This window comes from Rubrivivax rivuli (assembly GCF_004016505.1).
GTDB lineage: Bacteria > Pseudomonadota > Gammaproteobacteria > Burkholderiales > Burkholderiaceae_C > Rubrivivax > Rubrivivax rivuli.
The window spans coordinates 784903-804213 of record NZ_SACR01000002.1 but is presented as its reverse complement, the minus strand read 5'-3'; the positions used below and the strand labels follow the sequence as shown (position 1 = coordinate 804213).

Here is a 19311-nt window from a genome sequence, read left to right as displayed (position 1 = left end):
TGCCGGGCGTCAGGCCACCGATGAAGGTGCGCAACGCCATCGTCCTGCTCGTGGCCTTGCTGTCGGCAGCGCTGACCGCGAGGCTGGGCGTGTGGCAGCTCGACCGCGCCGCACAGAAGACGGCCTTGCAGCAGGCGCTGGCGACGCAGCGTGCCTTGCCGCCCCTGCGCCAGGCCGAACTGGCCTCGGCCGCCGCCGAACTGCCGCCCCAGGTGCACCGCCTCGCCGCCGTGCAAGGCCGTTGGCTGGCCGCGCAGACCGTCTATCTCGAGAACCGCCAGATGAACGGTCGCCCTGGCTTCTACGCCGTCACGCCCTTGCAGCTGGACGACGGCAGCGCCGTGCTGGTGCAACGCGGTTGGCTGCCTCGGGACATCCTCGATCGCACGCGCATCGCGGCACCGCCGCCGCCCGAGGGCACGGTGCAGGTGCAGGGGCGCATCGCCCCCGGCCCGGCCCGGTTGTACGAGTTCGAAGGCGCGGCTTCCGGGGCGATCCGGCAAAATCTCGACGTGTCGTCTTTCGCCCGCGAGACGGGTCTCCCACTGCGGCCGATGGCCCTGGTGCAGGAGGACGGCGCCGCCCCGCCGGCCGATGGCCTGCTGCGCCAGTGGCCGCAGCCGGCCCTCGGCGTCGACAAGCACCACGGGTACGCGTTCCAGTGGTTCGCGCTCAGCGCCCTCATCATCGGTCTGTATGTCTGGTTCCAACTCGTCCGTCCCGCCCGGGTCCGCGCCCGCGGCGCCTGAGCCCGTGGCCCTGACGGTGCACAGCCTGGCTGGCCCCGAACTCGGCCAGGGGGGCGCTGCCGACGGCTCGCGCACGCGCATCGGCCGGCTGAAGATGCTGCTGGTTTTGCTGGTGTGCGCCTCGCCGGTCATCGCGTCCTACTTCACCTACTTCGTCATCCGGCCCGAAGGGCGCACGAACTACAGCGAACTGATCCTCCCGACGCGCAGCTTGCCGGCCGACCTGAACCTGCGCACCTTGGAAGGCACACCCGTCACGGCACGCTCGCTGCACGGCCAGTGGCTGCTGATGGCCGTAGGCCCGGCGGCCTGCGATGCCGCGTGCGAGAAGCGCCTGTTCATGCAGCGCCAACTGCGGGAGATGCTGGGTCGAGAGCGCGACCGGCTGGACAAGGTGTGGATCGTCACCGACGAACAACCCCTCACACCCCAGTTGCGTGAAGCGCTGGGCGGCGCGGTGCCGGTGACGGTGCTGCGCGCCGATGCCGCAGCTGTGGCTCGCTGGCTGGCGCCCGAGGCTGGCAGACGCATCGACGAGCACCTCTATGTCGTCGATCCGATGGGCGAGTGGATGATGCGTGCGCCGGTCGACCCCGAGCCTTCCCGTGTCAAGCGCGATCTCGACAAGGTCTTGCGCGCCTCCAGCTTCTGGGACAAGGCCGGTCGCTGACGTGGAGCCCCAGCCGCTCGTCGACCTGGCCCCCACCCTGCGTCTGCTGCTGCTGGCGCTGGTGGTGGCGCTGCTGCCGCTGTGCTGGGTGTGGCTTCGCCAGCGGGGCGCCAGCACGCAACGCCGACTGGCCGCGCTGACGACGGTGACGCTCTTCCTGACCTTCGATCTCATCGTCTTCGGCGCCTTCACCCGGCTGAGCGACTCAGGCCTGGGCTGTCCCGACTGGCCCGGCTGCTACGGCGAAGCCACGCCCTTCGGCGCGCGCGCGGAAATCCACGCCGCTCAGACCGCGCTGCCCAGCGGCCCCGTTACCTGGAGCAAGGCCTGGATCGAAATGATCCACCGCTACCTCGCGATGACCGTGGGCGTGCTGATCCTGGTGATGGCGGCCACCGCCTGGCGCGAGCGGCAGCGCCTGCCTTTCTCGCCGTGGTGGCCCACGGTGACGCTGGTGTGGGTGATCGTGCAGGGGCTGTTCGGAAAGTACACGGTCACGCTCAAGCTCTACCCGGCCGTGGTCACGCTGCACCTGCTGGGCGGGCTGGCCTTGCTGGCGATGCTGGCCTTCCAGCACGAGGCCTTCCGCCGGCGCCCGATGGCGCTGGCGCCGGGCGTGCGCGCCTGGGGGCTGGCCGCCGCGGCTGCGCTGGCGGTGCAGATCGCGCTGGGCGGTTGGGTCAGCACGAACTACGCGGTGCTGGCCTGCACGGGCTTTCCGCAGTGCAACGGCAGCTGGTGGCCGGCGATGGACGTGGCCCAGGGCTTCGCGGTGCTGCGTGAACTCGGACAGGCCACTGGCGGCGGCGCGCTGCCTTTCGAGGCGCTGGTGGCCATCCACATGGCGCACCGCCTGTTCGCCGTTGTGGTGGTGCTGCTTTTCGCCTTGCTGGCCTGGCGCCTGTGGCACGACGGTGGCGCGGTGGCCCGGCGTTTTGCCGGCGCCTTGCTGCTGCTGCTGCTGGCGCAGTTGCTCAGCGGCTTGTCCAACGTGGTGCTGGGCTGGCCCTTGCTGGCGGCACTGGGCCACTCGGCCGGTGCCGCAGCGCTGGTGCTGTTGCTCGCGCTGCTTCTCGCGCGCAGTGCGCAAAGCTCGGCAATGCCGGAACGCCGCCCCGCGACGGCCGCCGCCTAAAATGCGCGGTTGCCCATGAGTGAGACCCTTGCCGCCCCCCGGCCCACCAGTTCACGCTGGGCCCAGTTCTACGCGCTGACCAAGCCGCGCGTGGTGCAGCTCATCGTGTTCTGCGCGCTCATCGGGGTGCTGCTGGCGCAGCCCGGCCTGCCGGACTGGCGCCTGGCCGGTGCGGCCGTGCTCGGCATCTGGCTGGTGGCCAGCGCGGCAGCGGCCTTCAACTGCCTGGTCGAACAGCAGATCGACCGCCGCATGCAGCGCACCGCCTGGCGCCCCACGGCCAAAGGTGAGCTCACCACGCCGTATACGCTGGCGTTTTCGGCGGTGCTGTGTGCAGCCGGCAGCGCGATCCTCTACATCTGGGTCAACCCGCTGACGATGTGGCTGACCTTCGCCACCTTCGTGGGTTACGCGGTGGTCTACACCGTGGTGCTCAAGCCGCTGACGCCGCAGAACATCGTGATCGGTGGCGCCAGTGGGGCGATGCCACCGGTGCTGGGCTGGGCGGCGATGACGGGCGACGTGGGCCCCGAAGCGCTGATGCTTTGCCTGATCATCTTCCTGTGGACACCGCCGCACTTCTGGGCGCTGGCCTTGTACCGGGTGGAGGACTACCGCAAGGCCGGCCTGCCGATGCTGCCCATCACGCACGGCTCGGAGTTCACGCGTCTGCAGGTGCTGCTTTACACGCTGGTGCTGTTCGCGGCAACGCTGCTGCCCTTCGTCTACGGCATGAGCGGCTGGCTCTATCTGGCGGCGGCCTTGGTGCTGGGGGTCGGCTTCATCGCCTACGCCTGGCAACTCTGGCGCGAGTACAGCGACGCGCTGGCCCGCAAGACCTTCCGTTTCTCGATTTGGCACCTGTCGCTGCTGTTTGCCGCGCTGCTGGTCGATCACTACGTGAACCCATGGCTGTCTCGCGCCGTCGCCTGATCACCGCCGCAGCCCTGGCGCCTGTGCTGGGCGCTTGTGACCAGGCCGCAGCACCGCTTTCCTTCAAGGCGGTGGACATCACCGGTGCCGACTACGCTCAAGACCTCGACCTGCCCGACACCGAGGGCAAGCGCCGCCACATCAGCGAGTTCAAGGGCAAGTTGACGGTGGTGTTCTTCGGCTTCACGCAGTGCCCCGATGTGTGCCCCACGACCATGCTCGAACTCGCGCAGGTGAAGCAGGCGTTGGGCGCCGATGGCGCGAAGGTGCAGGGTGTCTTCGTCAGCATCGACCCCGAACGCGACACGCCCGAGGTGCTGAAGGCCTACGTGCAGAACTTCAGCCCGGACTTCATTGCCCTGCGTGGTACACCCGAAGAAACCAAGGCCATGGCCAAGCGCTTCAAGGTGTTCTACGCAAAGGTGCCTGGCAAGACCGAGGGTGGCTACACCCTGGACCACACCGCCGGCAGCTACATCTTCGACGCCCAGGGCAAGGTGCGGCTCTTCACGCGCTACGGCGCGGGCGCCGAGGCCCTGAAGCACGACCTGCAGATCCTGCTGAAGCAGACGGCCTGAAGCCCTTGCCGAGCGTTTGGATGCGCGCTCAACGCGCCTGGAAGCACCAGTGCCAGGGCTCGTAGCCGTAGCCTGAGGTGTTGCCGCGCGGGTAGGACAGGCTGAAGCCATGCGACGCGGCGTGCGCCTGCAGCCAAGCGAAGGCCTCGGTGGTCTCGAAGCATTCCTCCAGCGCAGGTTCGCCGGGCACGCCGATGTCGATGGCGCGGCCGCTGTGGTGTTCGCTGTAGCCCGGCGGGGCCACCCACCGCAGGGCTTCTTCGATGCTCACGCCTGCAGCCAGCTTGTCGCGCAGGATCTCCGTTTGGCGGCCCACGCTGCGGAAGGCCGAGACCAGGCACATCGCCACGCCGTCGCGCGAGGCGGCTGCCTTCATCGTTTGCCAAGCCTGCGCGGCGCCCGGTTCCAGCAGGAACTCGCGGCCTTCGGGCCCGATCTCCGCCAACGTGAGTTGCGTGGCCTCGGCGCAGGGCTGCAGGCCGCGGGCTTGCAGCAGGGTCGGCGTGATGCCCAGCACGTGCAGCGATTGCGCCAGCGCTGGGGTCAACATCGTTGCCGGCCCAGGCGGTGTGATCAGGCCGGCACGAGCGCCTTGCGCATCTTCTTCATCGCCGCCACTTCGATCTGGCGGATGCGCTCGGCGCTGACACCGTACTCGGCGGCCAGCTCGTGCAGCGTCATGCCGCCGGAGCTGTCATCGTTGACCTTGAGCCAGCGCTCTTCGACGATGCGGCGGCTGCGCTCGTCCAGCGCGTTCAGCGCTTGGGCGATGCCGTCGCCGGCGAGCCAGTCGCGGCTGCGCGCCTCGATGACGCGGGTGGGTTCCTGGCTGTCGTCGGCCAGATAGGCGATGGGGGCGTAGCTCTCTTCGCCATCGTCGGTTTGCGGCTCCAGCGCCACGTCACCGCCCGACAGGCGCATCTCCATCTCCACCACCTCGTCGGCCTTGACGTTGAGCTCGCGCGCCACGCTGGCCACTTCGGCCGGCGTGAGCGTGTTGCGGTGCGTGTCGGCGTCGGCGGCTTCGCCCTTCATGCCCTGCTTCATCGAGCGCAGGTTGAAGAACAGCTTGCGCTGGGCCTTGGTGGTGGCCACCTTCACCATGCGCCAGTTCTTCAGGATGTACTCGTGGATCTCGGCCTTGATCCAGTGCATGGCGTAGCTGACCAGCCGCACGCCCTGCTCGGGGTCGAAGCGCTTGACGGCCTTCATCAGGCCGACGTTGCCTTCCTGGATCAGGTCGCCCTGCGGCAGGCCGTAGCCCAGGTACTGGCGCGAGATGCTCACCACCAGGCGCAGATGACTCAGCACCAGGCGGCCGGCGGCCTGCACGTCGCCCTTGTCGCGCAATGCGCGGGCGAGCTCGGTCTCTTCCGTCGGCGTGAGCATCGGCATGCGGTTGACGGCCGACACATAGGCATCCAGGTTGCCCAGCGAGGGCACCAGGGACCAGGGGTCGCGGACGGTGACAGCGGTGGCGGCGGTGATGTTCATGCGGCTCTGACTCCCAGGGAGGGATGAGGTTCCGCAAATATTAGCACTCTCCGTGGGGGAGTGCTGATATCGAACCCTGCCAGCAGAAGGATGCCTGGCGATCGCTGAAAAATTCGAGTTAAAGGCGAGAGTGTGCGCAAACATCCTAGGCTGGCAGCCCGCGCTCGGCGAAGATCAGCACCCGGGGGCCGTTGCGCTCGTCGCGGTGCTCGTGCACCCGGGTCTGCGCGAAGCCCAGCTCCACCAGCAGTTGCAGCAGGTCGTCCAGCACCAGCCACGCGGCGTGGTCGTACATGCCCGAGAAGACCTCGCCGACGCCGCCTTCGGCATACCGCTGGCAGCGCCACTGGCGCCCGCCGCTGAGCAGCATGTGCCGCGCCGTCTCTGCCGTTGCCACGTGGGTGTCGAGCATCAAGCCCCGGCGCACCTTTGGCGCCAGCGCCTGCAGGTGCCGCACCGGGTCGACCAGGTGGTACAGCACGCCGACGTGGTGCAGCAGGTCCACGTCGGGCAGGCTTTCCAGTTCGGCCTGCACTTCCAAGTCGCAGCGGCGCACATCGGGCACCACGCCGTAGAACTGGCAGCGCAGCATCGTCTTGACGACGTTTTCCATGCGCGCGTCCACCGCCGTGACCTGGGCGCCGGCCTGGGCCAGGCCGATCGTGTGCACGCCTTCGAAGCAGCCGACCTCCAGCACACTGCGGCCGGTCAGGCCGCAGGCCTGGTCGAACAGCGCGATGCGGCGGTCAGGGATGGGCTGTGGCAGTTCGCGCTTGCCCGCACGGGCGCAATCGCCGAAGCGCCGGCCCCGGCTGTCCACCGTGTAGCAGTTCCACTTCAGCAGGCTGTTGAGCTGCTGCAGGTCGTCGTCGCGCAGCCGGTCCACGGCCGGCACGGGAACCGGGCTGGGCTCATGGCCGGTCAGCGGCAGGCGGGGCTGCGGCGGGCGCAGCAACTTGCGGAGGTTCATGCAAAAGGCTCGCGGCGGTGTCGGGAGAACTGGGGGTGCCGCCGATGATGACAGCCATTGGGCAGGACAATCGCGCGATGAAGCCTGCTGCACCGCCACCTTCTTCGCCCCGCCGCTTGATCGTCGCCATCACCGGCGCCTCGGGCGCGATCTACGGCGTGCGCGCCCTGCAGTTGCTGCGCGAGATGGGCGGCATCGAGACCCACCTCATCCTCACGCCCTCGGGCGCGCGCACGCTCGCCGAAGAAACCGACCACAGCGCTGCCGACGTGCGCGCCCTGGCCGACGTGGTGCACAGCCCGCGCGACATCGGCGCGACGGTGTCCTCGGGCTCGTTCCGCACCCTGGGCATGCTGGTGGCGCCCTGCTCGATCAAGACGCTCAGCGGCATCGCCCATTGCTACAACGACGAACTCGTCGTGCGCGCGGCCGACGTCTGCCTGAAGGAGCGCCGCCGCGTGGTGCTGCTGCTGCGCGAGACCCCGCTGCACGCCGGCCACATCGCGCTGATGGACCAGGCCACGCGCAACGGCGCGGTGATCATGCCGCCGGTGCCGGCTTTCTATCAGCGGCCCGCCACGGTGCAGGACATCGTCGACCAGACCGTGGGCCGCGCGCTCGATCTCTTCGACCTGGACAGCGCCGCCGTCAAGCGCTGGGACGGCGGGCAGCGCGGCCGCCCGCGCGGCGAAGATGGTGCCGCGGACGACGACCTCTGAGGCACCCATGACCGCCCCCCTGCACACCCTCGACGCCACCACCCTCGCCCGCGCGCTGGCCGCGCGCGAGCTGAAGGCCGAGACCCTGGCGCAAGCCCTCACCGAACGTGCGCTGGCGCTGGGGCCGCGCCTGCACGCCTGGGCCCACCTGGATGCGGCCGCCGCACGCCGCCGGGCGCGCGCGCTGGATCAGGCGGCTGCCGGCGGCAGCGCCTCGGGTGCACTGCACGGTCTGCCGCTCGGCATCAAGGACAACATCGACACCGCGGGCCTGCCCACGGCCTATGGCTCGGCCGTCTACGCCGGCCATGTGCCGCAGGCCGACGCCGCCGTGGTGGCGCTGGCGCGTGCCGCTGGCGCCTGGGTGATGGGCAAGACCGCCTGCACCGAGTTCGCGAACATGACGCCCTGCGCCACGCGCAACCCGCACGTGCCGGCCCACACGCCGGGTGGCTCGTCCAGCGGCTCGGCGGCGGCGGTGGCCGCCGGCCTCGTGCCGCTGGCGCTGGGCACGCAGACGGCAGGCTCGGTGATCCGGCCGGCCGCATTCTGCGGCACCGTGGGTTACAAGCCCTCGCCGCGGCGCCTGCCGCGGGCGGGGGCCAAGCCGAATTCGGACACGCTCGACGAGATCGGCGTGCTGGCGCGCAGCGTGGCCGATGCCGCCTTGCTCTCGGGGGTGCTGGGCGCCTGGGGCGCCGGCCCGGCCCCGAGGCTGGGCGGCGATGCAGCCACCCCGCGCCTGGGCGTGACGCTCACGTCCCGGGCGCAGGCTTTGTCGGCGCCCATGGTCGCGATGGTGGAAGACGCGGCGGCGCGGCTCTCAGCGGCCGGTGCGACCATGCAGCTGGCCGTGTGGCCCGAAGGTTTCGATTCGCTCTTCGACGCCCAGCGCACCGTGCAGGTGTTCGAAACCGCGATGGCCCTGGCCGCCGAGCGCCAGTATCGGCGCCGGCAACTCTCTGCCGGCTTGCGCGCCCTGCTGGACGAAGGCGCGGCCCTGCCCGCCGCAGCCTACGCTGCCGCGCTGAGCACGGCGCAGGCCACGGGCTTGCGCATCGAAGAACTATTCGGCCAGGCCGAGGTGCTGCTCACGCCGGCCGCCCCCGGCGCCGCGCCGCGCAGCCTGCGCCAGACGGGCGATCCGGCGTTCAACCGGCCCTGGCAGCTGCTGGGTTGCCCCTGCCTCACGCTGCCCGGCGGGCTGGACGCCCAGGGCCTGCCGCTGGGCCTGCAGCTGGTGGCGCGGCCGGGCCAGGACGCGCGGCTGTTCGAGGTGGCCGCGTGGGTCGAAGAGCGCCTGGAGGCCCGCACGATCACGCACGCGGCCTGCGGCGACTGAGGCGCCCGCCGCCTCAGGGCGTGGGCGGCAGTTCCACCACCACGCGGCGCGGGTTCATGCCCAGCTTCGGAAAGTCCATCAGCGCCGCCTGGAAGAGCGCGCCGTAGAGCTGCGCATCGGCGCGGCTGCCGGTGTCGGCCAGGGCCTTGCTCTCGAAGAGCGGCTTGCCGGTGGCGCGGTCGCGCAGCAACAGGCCCACCTGGCTTTCGTAACGCGGGAACTCGCTGCGCAGGCTGAGCTGCCAGCGCGGCGAGATCCACGGCCCGTGGCGCCAATAGCCGAAGCCACCGCGCCACCACAGCGGGTCGTCCCAGGGGCTGTCGATGTAGCGGCTGTCGCGCGCGCCCACCTGCACCAGCACGTCGGGTTGCTGGCCTTCGGCCGCGGGCTTGAAGCCGGCCTTCTCCAGCGCCGGGCGGGCGGCGTTCTCCAGCAGTTCGGTTTCGGCGGCCAGCGCCTGCTGCGAGGGCAGGCGCTCGAAGGCGTAGGTGCCGGCCTTGCGGTCGGCCGGCCACTCGCCGAAGCTGGACACCTCGGTGCTCACGCTGCGCAGGCCGGCGCAGGCCGAGAGCAGCAGGCCGCCCATCACCAGGGCGCCGAGTTGCAGCCAGCGCTGCACGGGGGTGACACGAGACTTCATGGTCAGTCCTCCAGATCGTCGTCGCCCTCGGCATCGCCAGCCCGGTGCAGATGCACGCGGTTCGGCGTTGAGGGCGTTGAACAAGGCTCTTCGTCGAAAGCGATGTCGCCCTCGGCGCTGGCCTCACCGGTGGGTGTGATCGTCGTGAAGGGGTAGAGGTTCCGGTCCATCAGGTGCGAAGGCACCACGTGGGCCATCGCACGCAGCATGTTGTCGGTGCGGCCGGGGTACTGGCGCTCCCATTCGCGGATCATCTTCTTCACCTGCACTCGCTGCAGGTCGCTCTGGCTGCCGCACAGCGTGCAGGGGATGATGGGGAACTGGCGGTGCACCGCCCACTTCTCCAGATCAGTCTCGGCCACGTAGGCCAGCGGGCGGATGACGGTGTGCTTGCCGTTGTCACTCACCAGCTTGGCCGGCATGCCCTTCATGCGGCCGCCGAAGAACATGTTCATCATCAGCGTGACGACCATGTCGTCGCGGTGGTGACCCAGCGCGATCTTGGTGGCGCCCAACTCGCCGGCCACGCGGTACAGGATGCCACGGCGCAGCCGGCTGCACAGGCTGCACATCGTCTGGCCCTCGGGCACCAGCTTCTTGACGATGCTGTAGGTGTCCTGGTTCTCGATGTGGAAGGGCACGCCCAGCTTCGTCAGGTAGGCCGGCAGCACCTCGGTCGGGAAGCCGGGCTGCTTCTGGTCCAGGTTGACGGCGACGATGTCGAAGTGGATGGGCGCACGCTCGCGCAGGCTCAGCAGGATGTCGAGCATCGCGTAGCTGTCCTTGCCGCCGCTCAGGCAGACCATCACCTTGTCGCCGGCTTCGATCATGTTGAAGTCGACGATGGCCTGGCCCACCTGGCGGTGCAGGCGCTTGCCCAGCTTCTGCATGGACACCGCCAGCTTCTTGGCCGGGTGGAATTCGACGGTGGCGTTCATCTCACTGTTCCTTCATGCCGAAGACTTCCACGCCCACGGCCTCGCAATCGGGGTAAACGTCGGGCTTGGCGGTGGACACGCGCGCGGCCCGCACGCGGGGGTGGGCCAGCATCAGCGCCAGCACGTCGTCGGCCAAGGTTTCCTGCAGGTGGATGTGGCCCTTGGAGACGCGCTCCATCACGCTGCGGCGGATGAAGTCGTAGTCGACCACCTCGTCCAGCTTGTCCTGCGTGGGCGTGGACAGCGCCAGCGGGATGTAGAGGTCGACGTTGATCAGCACGCGCTGCTCGCCCTTCTTCTCGAAGTCGTGCACGCCGATGTTGATCCAGACGGCGTAGTCGCGCAGGAAGAGCCGGCGGCAGTCCATCAGGCTCGGGTGGTTCAGCAGGCTTTGCATCAGGTGTCTTTCTTGTCTCGGGCCAGGAACATCACGTCCCGCGCCTGGGCCTGCAGGTGCTGGCCGCCATCGACCAGCAAGGTGGTGCCGGTGACGGCGGGCGCCTCCAGCAGGTAGTGCACGGCGCGCGCCACGTCGGCCGGCGTGGAACTGCGGCCCAGCGGCGTCATGGTGTGCGAGGCGCTGAATTCATCGCCGCTCATCTCGCCCGAAAGCAGCGTCACGCCCGGCGCCACGCCGCACACGCGCACGCGCGGCGCCAGCGCCTGCGCCAGCAGCGTGTTGGCGGCTTCCAGCGCGGCCTTGCTCAGCGTGTAGCTGAGGTAGTCGGGGTTGGGGTTCCAGAGTTTCTGGTCGAGGATGTTGATCACACAGCCTTGGGCTGCCTCGCCCAGCAGGCCATGCAGAGCGCGTGCCAGCACGATGGCGGGCAGGGTGTTCGCGCGCCAGTGCGCTTCCATGCGCGCGGCGCTGAAGCTGGCGACGTCGTCGTACTCGAAGAGCGAGGCGTTGTTCACCACGGCGTCCACCCGGCCGAAGGCCTGGTGCACCGCCGGCAGCAGGGCTTCGCAGTCGGCTTCCACGGCCAGGTCGGCGGCGAAGGACATCGCCACGCCGCCGGCCTCGCGAATGGCGGCCACGGTCTGCACCGCGGCGGCGGCCGAGCTGCGGTAGTGCACGGCCACGCGCCAGCCGTGCGTGGCCAGGTGCAGACTGATCTCGCGACCGATGCGCTGGGCGGCGCCGGTCACCAGCACGACGGGGCGGGTGTCCATCAAGGGTGGGGAACAGGAGCGGAGGGGTTTCTACAATGCCGCGGATGTCTGCACCCGGGGCCGAGAGTTTATCGGCGCGACTCTGTCAGCGCCTGCGCACGGCCATCGCCGAAAACGGCGGCTGGCTGCCTTTCGACCGCACCATGGCGATGGCGCTCTACGAGCCGGGCCTGGGCTACTACACGCGCGGCACGCCGGTGTTCGGGTCGATGCCCAGCTCGGGCAGCGATTTCGTCACCGCGCCTGAGATGTCGCCGCTCTTCGGCCATACGCTGGCGCGCCAGGTGGCGCAGGCGTTGCAGGCCACGGGCACACACGAGGTGCTGGAGTTCGGCGCCGGCTCTGGCGCGCTGGCCGAGCAGCTGCTGGAAGCGCTGGGCGATGCCGTGCAGCGCTACACCATCGTCGACGTGTCCGGCACGCTGCGCGAGCGGCAGGCCGAACGGCTGGCGCGTTTTGCACCGCGCGTGCAGTGGTCGAACGCCTGGCCGAACGAGATCGAAGCCGTGGTGGTGGGCAACGAGGTGCTCGACGCCATGCCCGTGCAACTGCTGCACTTCGACGGCCACCAGTGGCTGGAGCGCGGTGTGGCCATCGAGGGCGAGGCTTTCACCTGGGCCGACCGCGCCACCACCCTGCGCCCGCCCGGCGAGGGTGTGTTCGTGCCCGGCACCGTCACCGAGATCCACCCTCAGGCCGAAGCCTTCGTGCGCAGCCTGGCCGAACGCCTGCAGCGCGGCGCCGCGTTTTTCATCGACTACGGCTTCCCCGAGGCCGAGTACTACCACCCGCAGCGCACGGGCGGCACGCTGATGTGCCACCGCGCCCACCAGGCCGATGCGAACCCGCTGGTGCAGGTGGGCGAGAAGGACATCACCGCGCACGTCAACTTCAGCGCCATCGCGCTGGCCGGGCAAGACGCCGGCCTGCAGGTGCTGGGCTACACGAGCCAGGCGCGCTTCCTGCTGAACTGCGGGTTGCTCGATCTCTTGCAGGGCGCCGATGTGCGCAGCACCGCGATGGCCCAGAAACTCATCACCGAGCACGAGATGGGCGAGCTTTTCAAGGTGCTGGGTTTCGTGAAGGGCGCCGACTTCGGCGCCCTGGGTTTTGCGGCGGGCGACCGCTCGCACACCCTCTGAGCCGGCGGCAAACACACGATGCGCTGGCTGCTCGTCTTCCTGCTGGCCTCCTTGTTCTTCAACGTGCTGCACGGCTGGCTGCGCAAGATCGGCCTGGGCAAGCTGCCCGGCGATTTCAGCTTCACCTTCCGCGGCCGTGAATGGCACGTGCCCCTGGCCAGCAGCGTGGTGCTCAGCGTGCTGGCCATGCTGATCGGTTTGATGTTCTGAAGGCGCGGCCACCATGACCGCGGGCATCCTGCTGGCTTTCGTGCTGGGCTACTTCGCGCTGCTGCTGGCCGTGGCCTGGTGGACGAGCCGCCGCGCCGACAACGAGGCCTACTTCATCGGCAGCCGCAACAGCCCGTGGATGCTGGTGGCCTTCGGCATGGTGGGCACCTCGCTGTCGGGCGTCACCTTCATCAGCGTGCCGGGCGCGGTGGGCCTCACGCATTTCGGCTACCTGCAGCTGGTGCTGGGGCAGGTGGCGGGCTACTTCGTCATCGCCTTCGTGCTGCTGCCGCTGTACTTCAAGCTCGGCCTCACCTCCATCTACGGCACGCTGGCGCAGCGCCTGGGGCCGCGCAGCTACCGCACGGGCGCTGCGTTTTTCATCGCCTCGCGCACGCTGGGCGCCACGGCGCGGCTGTACCTGGTGGTGAAGGTGCTGCAGGACATGATCCTCGACGCCTTCGGCGTGCCCTTCTGGCTGACGGCCGCCGTCATCCTGCTGATGGTGCTGCTGTACACGCTGGAAGGCGGCGTGCGCACCATCGTGTTCACCGACACGCTGCAAACCGCGGGCATGCTGCTGGGCTTGGGTGTGTGCGTGTGGTTCCTGCTGAACAAGCTGAACCTCAACGTGCCGCAGGCGCTGGCTGCGATGGACGTGCAGGGCCTGTCGACAGTGTGGGGCACCGACCCGCTGGCGCGCGATTTCTGGGCCAAGCAGCTGCTGGCCGGCGCCTTCATCGCCATCGCGATGACGGGCCTGGACCAGGAGATGATGCAGAAGAGCCTCTCGGTGCGCCGCCTGGCCGATTCACAGAAGAACCTGGTGGTGCTGGCCTTCGTGCTGCTGGCGGTGGTGGGCGTGTTCCTCTTCCTGGGCGGGCTGCTCTATCTCTTCGCGCCCACGGTGGGCCTGCAGACCGCGGGCGACCGCATCTTCCCGGCCGTGGTGCTGGGCTACCTGCCGGTGGCGGTGCAGGTGCTGTTCGTCATCGCGCTGATCTCGGCGCTCTTCCCCAGCGCCGATGGCGCGCTGACCGCGCTGACCAGCAGCTTCTGCATCGACATCCTCGGTTTGCAGCAGCGCACGCAGCTCGACGAAGCGCGCCGCACGCGCATCCGCCGCTGGGTGCATCTGGGTTTTGCTGCGCTCTTCATGGCGCTGGTGATGGTTTTCAAGGCCGTGGACGACCCCAGCATGATCTGGCTGATCCTGAAGCTGGCGGCCTACACCTACGGGCCGTTGCTGGGCCTGTTCGCCTACGCCATCTTCAGCCGCCGCCCGGCGCCCGACCGCTGGGCGCCGCTGGTGGCCGTGGCCGCGCCGGCGCTGTGCTGGGTGCTGGACGCGAACCAGGCCGCCTGGTTGGGCGGCTGGCAGATCGGGCTGGAGCTGCTGGTGCTCAACGGCGCGCTCACCTACGCCGGCCTGTGGCTGCTGGCGCCGCGCGCTGCGGCCCGCCAGGCCGCCGCGCCGCGCTGAAGCCGCTTCAGCCCAGCGCGGCCTGCACCGCGGCCACGCGCGCGTTGTGCACCGCGGCGCCGATCTCGGGGCCTTGTTTGCCGCGCGACATCGCGGCTTGTGCTGCCGTGGCGGTGTCGATGGTGCGTGCAGCGGCCAGCAAGGGCGGCAGGCGCGTGGCGGGCTCGTAAGGCCGGTCTTGCAGCCCGGTGCGGCCGCGTGCATCGCAGGCACAAGCCAGCAGGGCCTGCTCGAAGCGCTCGGGCCGGCGCAGTGCATCGCAGCGTTCGAACAGCCGCACCAGCCCGCCGGCGTTCAAGCTGCCGCTGCCGTGCAGGTGCGTGTGTTCGCGCGCCACCACCTCGGCCAGTTCGCGGCACTCCACCGGCACGCGCAGGCGTTCGCCCAGCGCCGCGGCCAGCTTGGCACTGCGGCCCTCATGGCCGATGTGGCGCGGCCAGGCCTCGGGGTGAGTGTTGCCCTTGCCCAGGTCGTGGCACAGGCAGGCCCAGCGCACGGCCAGCGGCGCGTTTACGCGTGCGGCTTCGTCCAGTACCAGCAACAGGTGCACGCCGGTGTCCACCTCGGGGTGGTGGGCCACGGGTTGCGGCACGCCCCAAAGGCGGTTCACCTCGGGCAGCAGGCGGGCCAGGGCGCCGCATTCGCGCAGCACCTCCAGCATGCGGCTGGGGCGGGCCGTCATCAGGCCGCGTGAAAGTTCTTGCCACACACGTTCCGGCACCAGGTGGTCGACCTCGCCGTCGTCCACCATCTGGCGCAGCAGCGCCATCGTCTCCGGTGCCACGGTGAAGCCTTCGAAGCGCGCCGCCAGCCGCGCCAGGCGCAGCAGCCGCACCGGGTCTTCCACGAAGGCCGGCGAGACATGCCGCAGCACCCGCGCCTCGATGTCACGCTGGCCGCCGTGGGGGTCGATCAGCGTGCCGTCCTCGGCCATCGCGATGGCGTTGATGGTCAGGTCGCGCCGCAGCAGGTCGTCTTCCAGCGTCACGCCCGGCGCGGCGTGCACGGCAAAGCCCCGGTAGCCGGGGCCGGTCTTGCGTTCGGTGCGCGCGAGGGCCACCTCTTCGCCGGTGTGCGGGTGGATGAAGACCGGGAAGTCCTTGCCGACCGCCTTGTAGCCCAGGGCCAGCATCTCGTCGGGCGTGGCGCCCACGGCGACCCAGTCGCGGTCGCTTTCGGGCAAGCCCAGCAGGCGGTCGCGCACGGCGCCGCCCACCACGTACAGCTGCATCGGCATCAGGAAGTCAGGGTTCGCGTGACGTCAGCGGTGCTGACGGTAAGGCTCGTCTTCGACGATGAAGTCGCACTCTTCCAGCGCGTCGACGATCCAGGCGCGCACGCCCGGCGCGGCGGCCACGCGGCCGATGTAGTCGTGCAGGCGGTGCGGCATGGGCAGCGCGTAGGTGCGCAGCCGCATGCACACCGGCGCGAACATCGCATCGGCCGCGCTGAAGGCACCGAAGAGGAAAGGCCCCCCGCTGTCGTTCAGCGCCTCGGCCCACATCTGCTCGATGCGCAGCACGTCGGCACGCACCGCGGGCTGCTCGGCCCAGACCTTGGCGCCCACCTCGGGCAGCGCGGCCTCGATGTTCATGGGGCAATGGCTGCGCAGCGCGCTGAAGCCGCTGTGCATCTCGGCGCAGATGGAGCGGGCGCGGGCGCGGGCGCGCATGTCTTCGGGCCAGACCCCGTGGCCGGGGAACTTGTCGTGCAGGTACTCGATGATGGCCATCGTGTCCCACACGGCGAAATCGTCGTCCAGCAGCACCGGCACCTTGCCCGAGGGCGAGAAGGTGGCCACTTCGCGGCGGAAGGGCGAGCCGGGTGAGAAATCGAAGCGCAGCTTGCGTTCTTCAAAGGGCAGGCCCAGCTGCTTCATCAGCACCCAGGGCCGCATCGACCACGACGAGTAGTTCTTGTTGCCGATCACCAAGTGCATGGTTTTCTCCTGGGCCACGCGCCATGCGTGCAGGGCCCCATGCTAGGCCGAGATGCGGCCGCGTGGCTTGATTTGCCCGCATGAATCCGATGCCGAGGCGGCATCGGGGCTCGCTCATTCGCGCCGCGCCCCGGCGCGCAGCTTCTCCAGCTTGGCGCGGCCGTGTTCGTGCCCCAGGTAGCCAGGCCCGATGGCTTCCAGCGGCGTGGGCGTGATGCCCAGGGCCTGCAGGCCCGGCAGCTGGCCGCTGGCCACGTTGGGCAGCTTCATCGAATCGATGTTGTCGCGCGACATGAGCGTGGGCCCGGGCATGAGCTCCATCGCCAGGGCCTGCAGCCGCGCGATGCCGTCGGGCAAGGCCATGATTGGGCGCTCGTGGCCCGACCAGCGCCCCGCCAGCCGCACCAGCTCGGCCAGCGTGTAGACCGTCGGGCCTGCCAGCTCGTAGGTCTTGCCGATGCTGGCCGGCTGCTGCAGCGCAGAAACGATGGCGGCGGCCACGTCGTCCACCCACACCGGCTGGAAACGCGCCTGCGTGCCCGCCAGCGGCAGGAAGGGCGCCAGGCGCTGCAGCTGCGCGAAGAGGTTGAGGAAGCTGTCTTCGGCGCCGAAGATGACCGAGGGCCGCAGCAGCGTGAGCTGCAGGCCGCTTTGCTCCAGCACGTGTTCGCCGGCGGTCTTGCTGCGCAGGTAGTTCGACGGCGCGGCATTCACTTCACGGCCCACGCCCAGGGCGCTGACATGCACCAGGCGCTGCACCCCCGCGTTGCGGCAGGCCTGCGCCAGGTGGCGCGGCAGCTGCACGTGGGCGCGGTCGAAGGCGGCCGGGCTGCCGTGCAGGATGGCCACCAGGTTCACCACCGCATCGTTGCCGGCCACCAGGCGTGCGAGCGTGGCGTCGTCGTTCACGTCGGCCTGCACCAGCTGCACCGTGGGCAGGGCGCTCAGGCCCTTGGCGCGCGCCGGGCGGCGCGAAGGCACCACGATGCGCAGCCGCGGGTTCGAGGCCGCCAGGCGCTGGCACAAGGCACGGCCGACGAAGCCGGTGCCACCAAGGACGAGGATGCTGTTCATGGGGGGATCGGGACTCGGTTTCGGTCAGGGCAGGTCGCGGTCGGGTGCCGCCGCGGCGGGGTCGCGCGGGCCGATGGGCTTGCCCAGGCGCTCGCGCAGCGTGGGCACGCGGCCGCCCAGCACGGGCGCGTGCGCCGCGGCGTAGGCCACGCTGTTGGACAGCACCTTCTTCACGTAGTCGCGCGTTTCGTTGAAGGGGATGGTCTCGGCCCAGATGGCCGCGTCGTGCGTGCCGCCGGCCTCGCGCCAGCGTCGCGGGCGGTTGGGGCCGGCGTTGTAGGCTGCCGCGGCCATGGTGAGCGAGCCGTCCAGGTCGTCGAGCACGCGCTTCAGGTAGAAGGTGCCGAGCTGCAGGTTCAGGCTGGTGTCGTTGATGAAGCCGGCCTGCCAGGGCAGGCCGAGCTTGCGCGCCGTCCAGCGCGCGGTGTCGGGCATCAGCTGCATCAGGCCGCTGGCGCCTACGCCCGAGCGCGCGTCGATGACGAAGCGCGATTCCTGGCGGATCAGGCCCAGCACCAGTGCGGGGTCGAGCCCGGCGCCGCGGGCGCGCTCCTGCACCATCTCGCGGAAAGCCAGCGGGTAACGGTGCTGCACGTCGATCTCGCTGCGCGTGCGCTCACTGGTGTTGATGCAGCGGTCCCAGACCTCGCGCTCGCAGGCCCATTGCGCGGCGCCCAGCAGTTCGCGTTCGGGCAGGCCGCGCAGCGTGTAGTTCCACTCGCGCGTGCCCTCGCTGCGCAGGCCCAGGGCCAGCAGCTGCAGCGCGCGCTGGAAGCCAGGGTTGCCGCGCACGGCCTCGCGTTCGGCAGCGCTCAGCGCCTGCGGTGGGGGCGGCAGGCGCAGCGGCTGGCCCAGGTCTTCACCGGCCAGCAGGCCGTAGAAGCTGAAGGGCGACACCAGCCCCGCCAGCGCGCTGCGCGCCGTGGCGCGGGCAGCCTCGCCCTCGGGCCCGGCCGGCGCGCGCGCGAGTTCGGCCTGCGCGTTCCAGTAGACCCAGGCCTCCTGGCGCTGCTCGGCCGGGGGCATGGCCTCGATGGCGCGTTGCACCAGCGCCCAGCGCGTGGTGTCGCGTGCCGGCAGGCGCAGGGCGGCGCGCACGTGCCAGGCCAGCACGTCTTCGCTCCAGGGTGGCTGCACGCCGGGCTTGTTCGCGCGGTCCCACAGCTTCCAGGCATGACGCGCGTGTTCGGCGGCCTGCGGCTGCAGCTTTAGGCCGGCCTGGCGGGCGATCTGCGCCCACACGAAGGCTTCCTGCGCCGTGCTCAGCCGCGCGGTGGTGTTGGCCGACAGGCGCTTGGCGGCTTCGTCGGGGTCTTCCACAGCCAGGCGCATCAGCGCCAGCATCAGCAGCGGGTGGCCCTGGCGGCCGGCGCCGGCGTTGCGCTGCTTCAGGTAGCGGTCGGGCCGCTCGACGATCTCCACCACCGCCTTCTCGGTGGGCTTGCCCAGCAAGGCCGCGGCGGTGCGCACGGTGCGCAGGCGGCCTTGCTCGGCAGCGGCGTGCACGCGGGCCCAGATGTCGTCGTCGGTGAAAACGCGGGCCTCCAGCAGCGTGGCGGCCAGCAAGGTGCAGCCGGGCTCCAACTCGCGCTGCGCCTGCCAGGCGGCCAGGGCGGCCTGGCGCACGTCCTGCTTTTCCAGGTGGCGCGCCAGCAGCACGTGGCAGGTGACCTCGCGGTCGTCGTTCATGCGGAAGCGCGGGAACTCCGCGCGCACGCCGGCCCAGTCTTGCCGGCGGCCCAGTTCGAGCAGCCAGTCATTGCGCAGGCGGTCTTCGACGTAGGTGCCCGGCCAGCGCGCGTAGAAGGCGTCTAGCTCGGGCTGCTGCGCGGTGGCCAGGCGGTTGCTGAGCTCCCAGTAGTCGGCCCACTGGGCCAGCGGGTGGCGTTGCTGCTGCAGCGCATCGCGCGCGGCCAGCAGCGCGGCGCGGTCGCCGCGCCGCAGGGCCTCGCGGGCCTGCACGACGGTGGTGTCGGCGGCGCCGGGCGGGGGCAGTTGCGCCTGTGCCGGGGCCCAGGCCGCCAGCGTCAGCAGCGCCAGCAGGCCGGCGGCGGCCGCGCGCCAGCGCGGGCCGGCCGGCCAGTGGCCGCGGGGGAGGGCAGTCGGTCTCATGCGGCTGAAT

21 protein-coding genes are annotated in these 19311 nt (G+C 70.3%); 10 read left to right on the top strand and 11 right to left on the bottom strand.

The features are described 5' to 3' along the window. The first annotated feature begins 20 nt into the window (after positions 1-20). The 5 genes from EOE66_RS08180 to EOE66_RS08160 are packed head-to-tail and all read left to right on the top strand — an operon-like array spanning position 21 to position 4065. Positions 21-749: an SURF1 family protein gene (locus EOE66_RS08180; protein WP_128228156.1), complete on the top strand. Its 729-nt coding sequence runs from the start codon at positions 21-23 to the stop codon at positions 747-749. Next, entirely contained in the window at positions 697-1419 is a 723-nt protein-coding gene (locus EOE66_RS08175; RefSeq protein ID WP_128228155.1) for an SCO family protein, read from the top strand. The genes EOE66_RS08180 and EOE66_RS08175 overlap by 53 nt, the downstream gene beginning before the upstream one ends. A gap of 1 nt (position 1420) precedes the next feature. Beyond that, positions 1421-2554 carry a COX15/CtaA family protein gene (locus tag EOE66_RS08170; protein ID WP_128228154.1) on the top strand — a complete coding sequence of 378 codons (1134 nt, stop codon included), beginning with the start codon at positions 1421-1423 and terminating at the stop codon, positions 2552-2554. A 15-nt stretch (positions 2555-2569) separates the two neighbouring features. Then, the gene (gene cyoE, locus EOE66_RS08165; RefSeq protein ID WP_128228153.1) at positions 2570-3487 is read left to right on the top strand and encodes a heme o synthase; all 918 of its coding nucleotides are present in this window, start codon (positions 2570-2572) and stop codon (positions 3485-3487) included. Then, positions 3463-4065 carry an SCO family protein gene (locus EOE66_RS08160; RefSeq protein WP_128228152.1) on the top strand — a complete coding sequence of 201 codons (603 nt, stop codon included), beginning with the start codon at positions 3463-3465 and terminating at the stop codon, positions 4063-4065. Before cyoE ends, EOE66_RS08160 begins: the two co-directional genes overlap by 25 nt. Positions 4066-4093: 28 nt before the next feature. Here EOE66_RS08160 and EOE66_RS08155 read toward each other — a convergent pair whose 3' ends face one another. From EOE66_RS08155 to EOE66_RS08145, 3 genes are all read right to left on the bottom strand, one after another. After that, a complete protein-coding gene (locus tag EOE66_RS08155; protein ID WP_128228151.1) occupies positions 4094-4615 on the bottom strand; it encodes a M15 family metallopeptidase in 522 nt (173 codons plus the stop codon). 23 nt (positions 4616-4638) lie between these two features. Further along, positions 4639-5559 (bottom strand): RNA polymerase sigma factor RpoH, encoded by a 921-nt coding sequence (gene rpoH, locus EOE66_RS08150; RefSeq protein WP_128228150.1) that lies wholly within the window; start codon positions 5557-5559, stop codon positions 4639-4641. 145 nt (positions 5560-5704) lie between these two features. After that, positions 5705-6529, bottom strand: a complete 825-nt coding sequence (locus EOE66_RS08145; protein WP_128228149.1) for a class I SAM-dependent methyltransferase — start codon at positions 6527-6529, stop codon at positions 5705-5707. 77 nt (positions 6530-6606) lie between these two features. On the opposite strand from EOE66_RS08145, the gene EOE66_RS08140 reads away from it, so the two are divergent. Both EOE66_RS08140 and EOE66_RS08135 read left to right on the top strand, forming a co-directional pair. After that, positions 6607-7248, top strand: a complete 642-nt coding sequence (locus EOE66_RS08140) for a UbiX family flavin prenyltransferase (protein ID WP_128228148.1) — start codon at positions 6607-6609, stop codon at positions 7246-7248. Between the two features lie 7 nt (positions 7249-7255). Beyond that, entirely contained in the window at positions 7256-8590 is a 1335-nt protein-coding gene (locus EOE66_RS08135) for an amidase (RefSeq protein WP_164885030.1), read from the top strand. Between the two features lie 13 nt (positions 8591-8603). Here the strand turns inward: EOE66_RS08135 and EOE66_RS08130 are convergent, their stop codons facing one another. The 4 genes from EOE66_RS08130 to EOE66_RS08115 are packed head-to-tail and all read right to left on the bottom strand — an operon-like array spanning position 8604 to position 11341. Beyond that, positions 8604-9230 carry a DUF4136 domain-containing protein gene (locus tag EOE66_RS08130; RefSeq protein ID WP_245478952.1) on the bottom strand — a complete coding sequence of 209 codons (627 nt, stop codon included), beginning with the start codon at positions 9228-9230 and terminating at the stop codon, positions 8604-8606. A 2-nt stretch (positions 9231-9232) separates the two neighbouring features. Next, complete coding sequence (gene ttcA / locus EOE66_RS08125) at positions 9233-10168, bottom strand: tRNA 2-thiocytidine(32) synthetase TtcA (protein WP_128228146.1); 936 nt, start codon at positions 10166-10168, stop codon at positions 9233-9235. A gap of 1 nt (position 10169) precedes the next feature. Next, a complete protein-coding gene (locus EOE66_RS08120; protein ID WP_128228145.1) occupies positions 10170-10565 on the bottom strand; it encodes a dihydroneopterin aldolase in 396 nt (131 codons plus the stop codon). Beyond that, complete coding sequence (locus EOE66_RS08115) at positions 10565-11341, bottom strand: SDR family oxidoreductase (protein ID WP_128228144.1); 777 nt, start codon at positions 11339-11341, stop codon at positions 10565-10567. Before EOE66_RS08115 ends, EOE66_RS08120 begins: the two co-directional genes overlap by 1 nt. 35 nt (positions 11342-11376) lie before the next feature. Between EOE66_RS08115 and EOE66_RS08110 the strand changes: the two genes are divergently transcribed. Genes EOE66_RS08110 through EOE66_RS08100 form a run of 3 tightly spaced genes read left to right on the top strand, consistent with a single transcriptional unit; the run spans position 11377 to position 14176 of the window. Beyond that, the gene (locus EOE66_RS08110) at positions 11377-12483 is read left to right on the top strand and encodes a class I SAM-dependent methyltransferase (protein WP_375137461.1); all 1107 of its coding nucleotides are present in this window, start codon (positions 11377-11379) and stop codon (positions 12481-12483) included. An 18-nt stretch (positions 12484-12501) separates the two neighbouring features. Further along, positions 12502-12693, top strand: coding sequence for a DUF2905 domain-containing protein (locus EOE66_RS08105; protein ID WP_128228142.1), 192 nt, complete (start codon positions 12502-12504; stop codon positions 12691-12693). 13 nt (positions 12694-12706) lie between these two features. Continuing rightward, complete coding sequence (locus tag EOE66_RS08100; RefSeq protein ID WP_128228141.1) at positions 12707-14176, top strand: sodium:solute symporter; 1470 nt, start codon at positions 12707-12709, stop codon at positions 14174-14176. A 7-nt stretch (positions 14177-14183) separates the two neighbouring features. On the opposite strand, the gene EOE66_RS08095 is transcribed toward EOE66_RS08100, so the two are convergent. The 4 genes from EOE66_RS08095 to EOE66_RS08080 all read right to left on the bottom strand — a co-directional run bounded on the left by EOE66_RS08095 (position 14184) and on the right by EOE66_RS08080 (position 19301). Next, positions 14184-15407: a multifunctional CCA addition/repair protein gene (locus tag EOE66_RS08095; protein WP_128228303.1), complete on the bottom strand. Its 1224-nt coding sequence runs from the start codon at positions 15405-15407 to the stop codon at positions 14184-14186. Positions 15408-15437: 30 nt separating this feature from the next. Next, positions 15438-16115, bottom strand: coding sequence for a glutathione S-transferase family protein (locus tag EOE66_RS08090; RefSeq protein WP_128228140.1), 678 nt, complete (start codon positions 16113-16115; stop codon positions 15438-15440). 114 nt (positions 16116-16229) lie between these two features. Then, positions 16230-17189: a complex I NDUFA9 subunit family protein gene (locus EOE66_RS08085; RefSeq protein WP_128228139.1), complete on the bottom strand. Its 960-nt coding sequence runs from the start codon at positions 17187-17189 to the stop codon at positions 16230-16232. 24 nt (positions 17190-17213) lie between these two features. Then, positions 17214-19301: a lytic transglycosylase domain-containing protein gene (locus EOE66_RS08080; protein ID WP_128228138.1), complete on the bottom strand. Its 2088-nt coding sequence runs from the start codon at positions 19299-19301 to the stop codon at positions 17214-17216. Positions 19302-19311 lie beyond the last annotated feature (10 nt).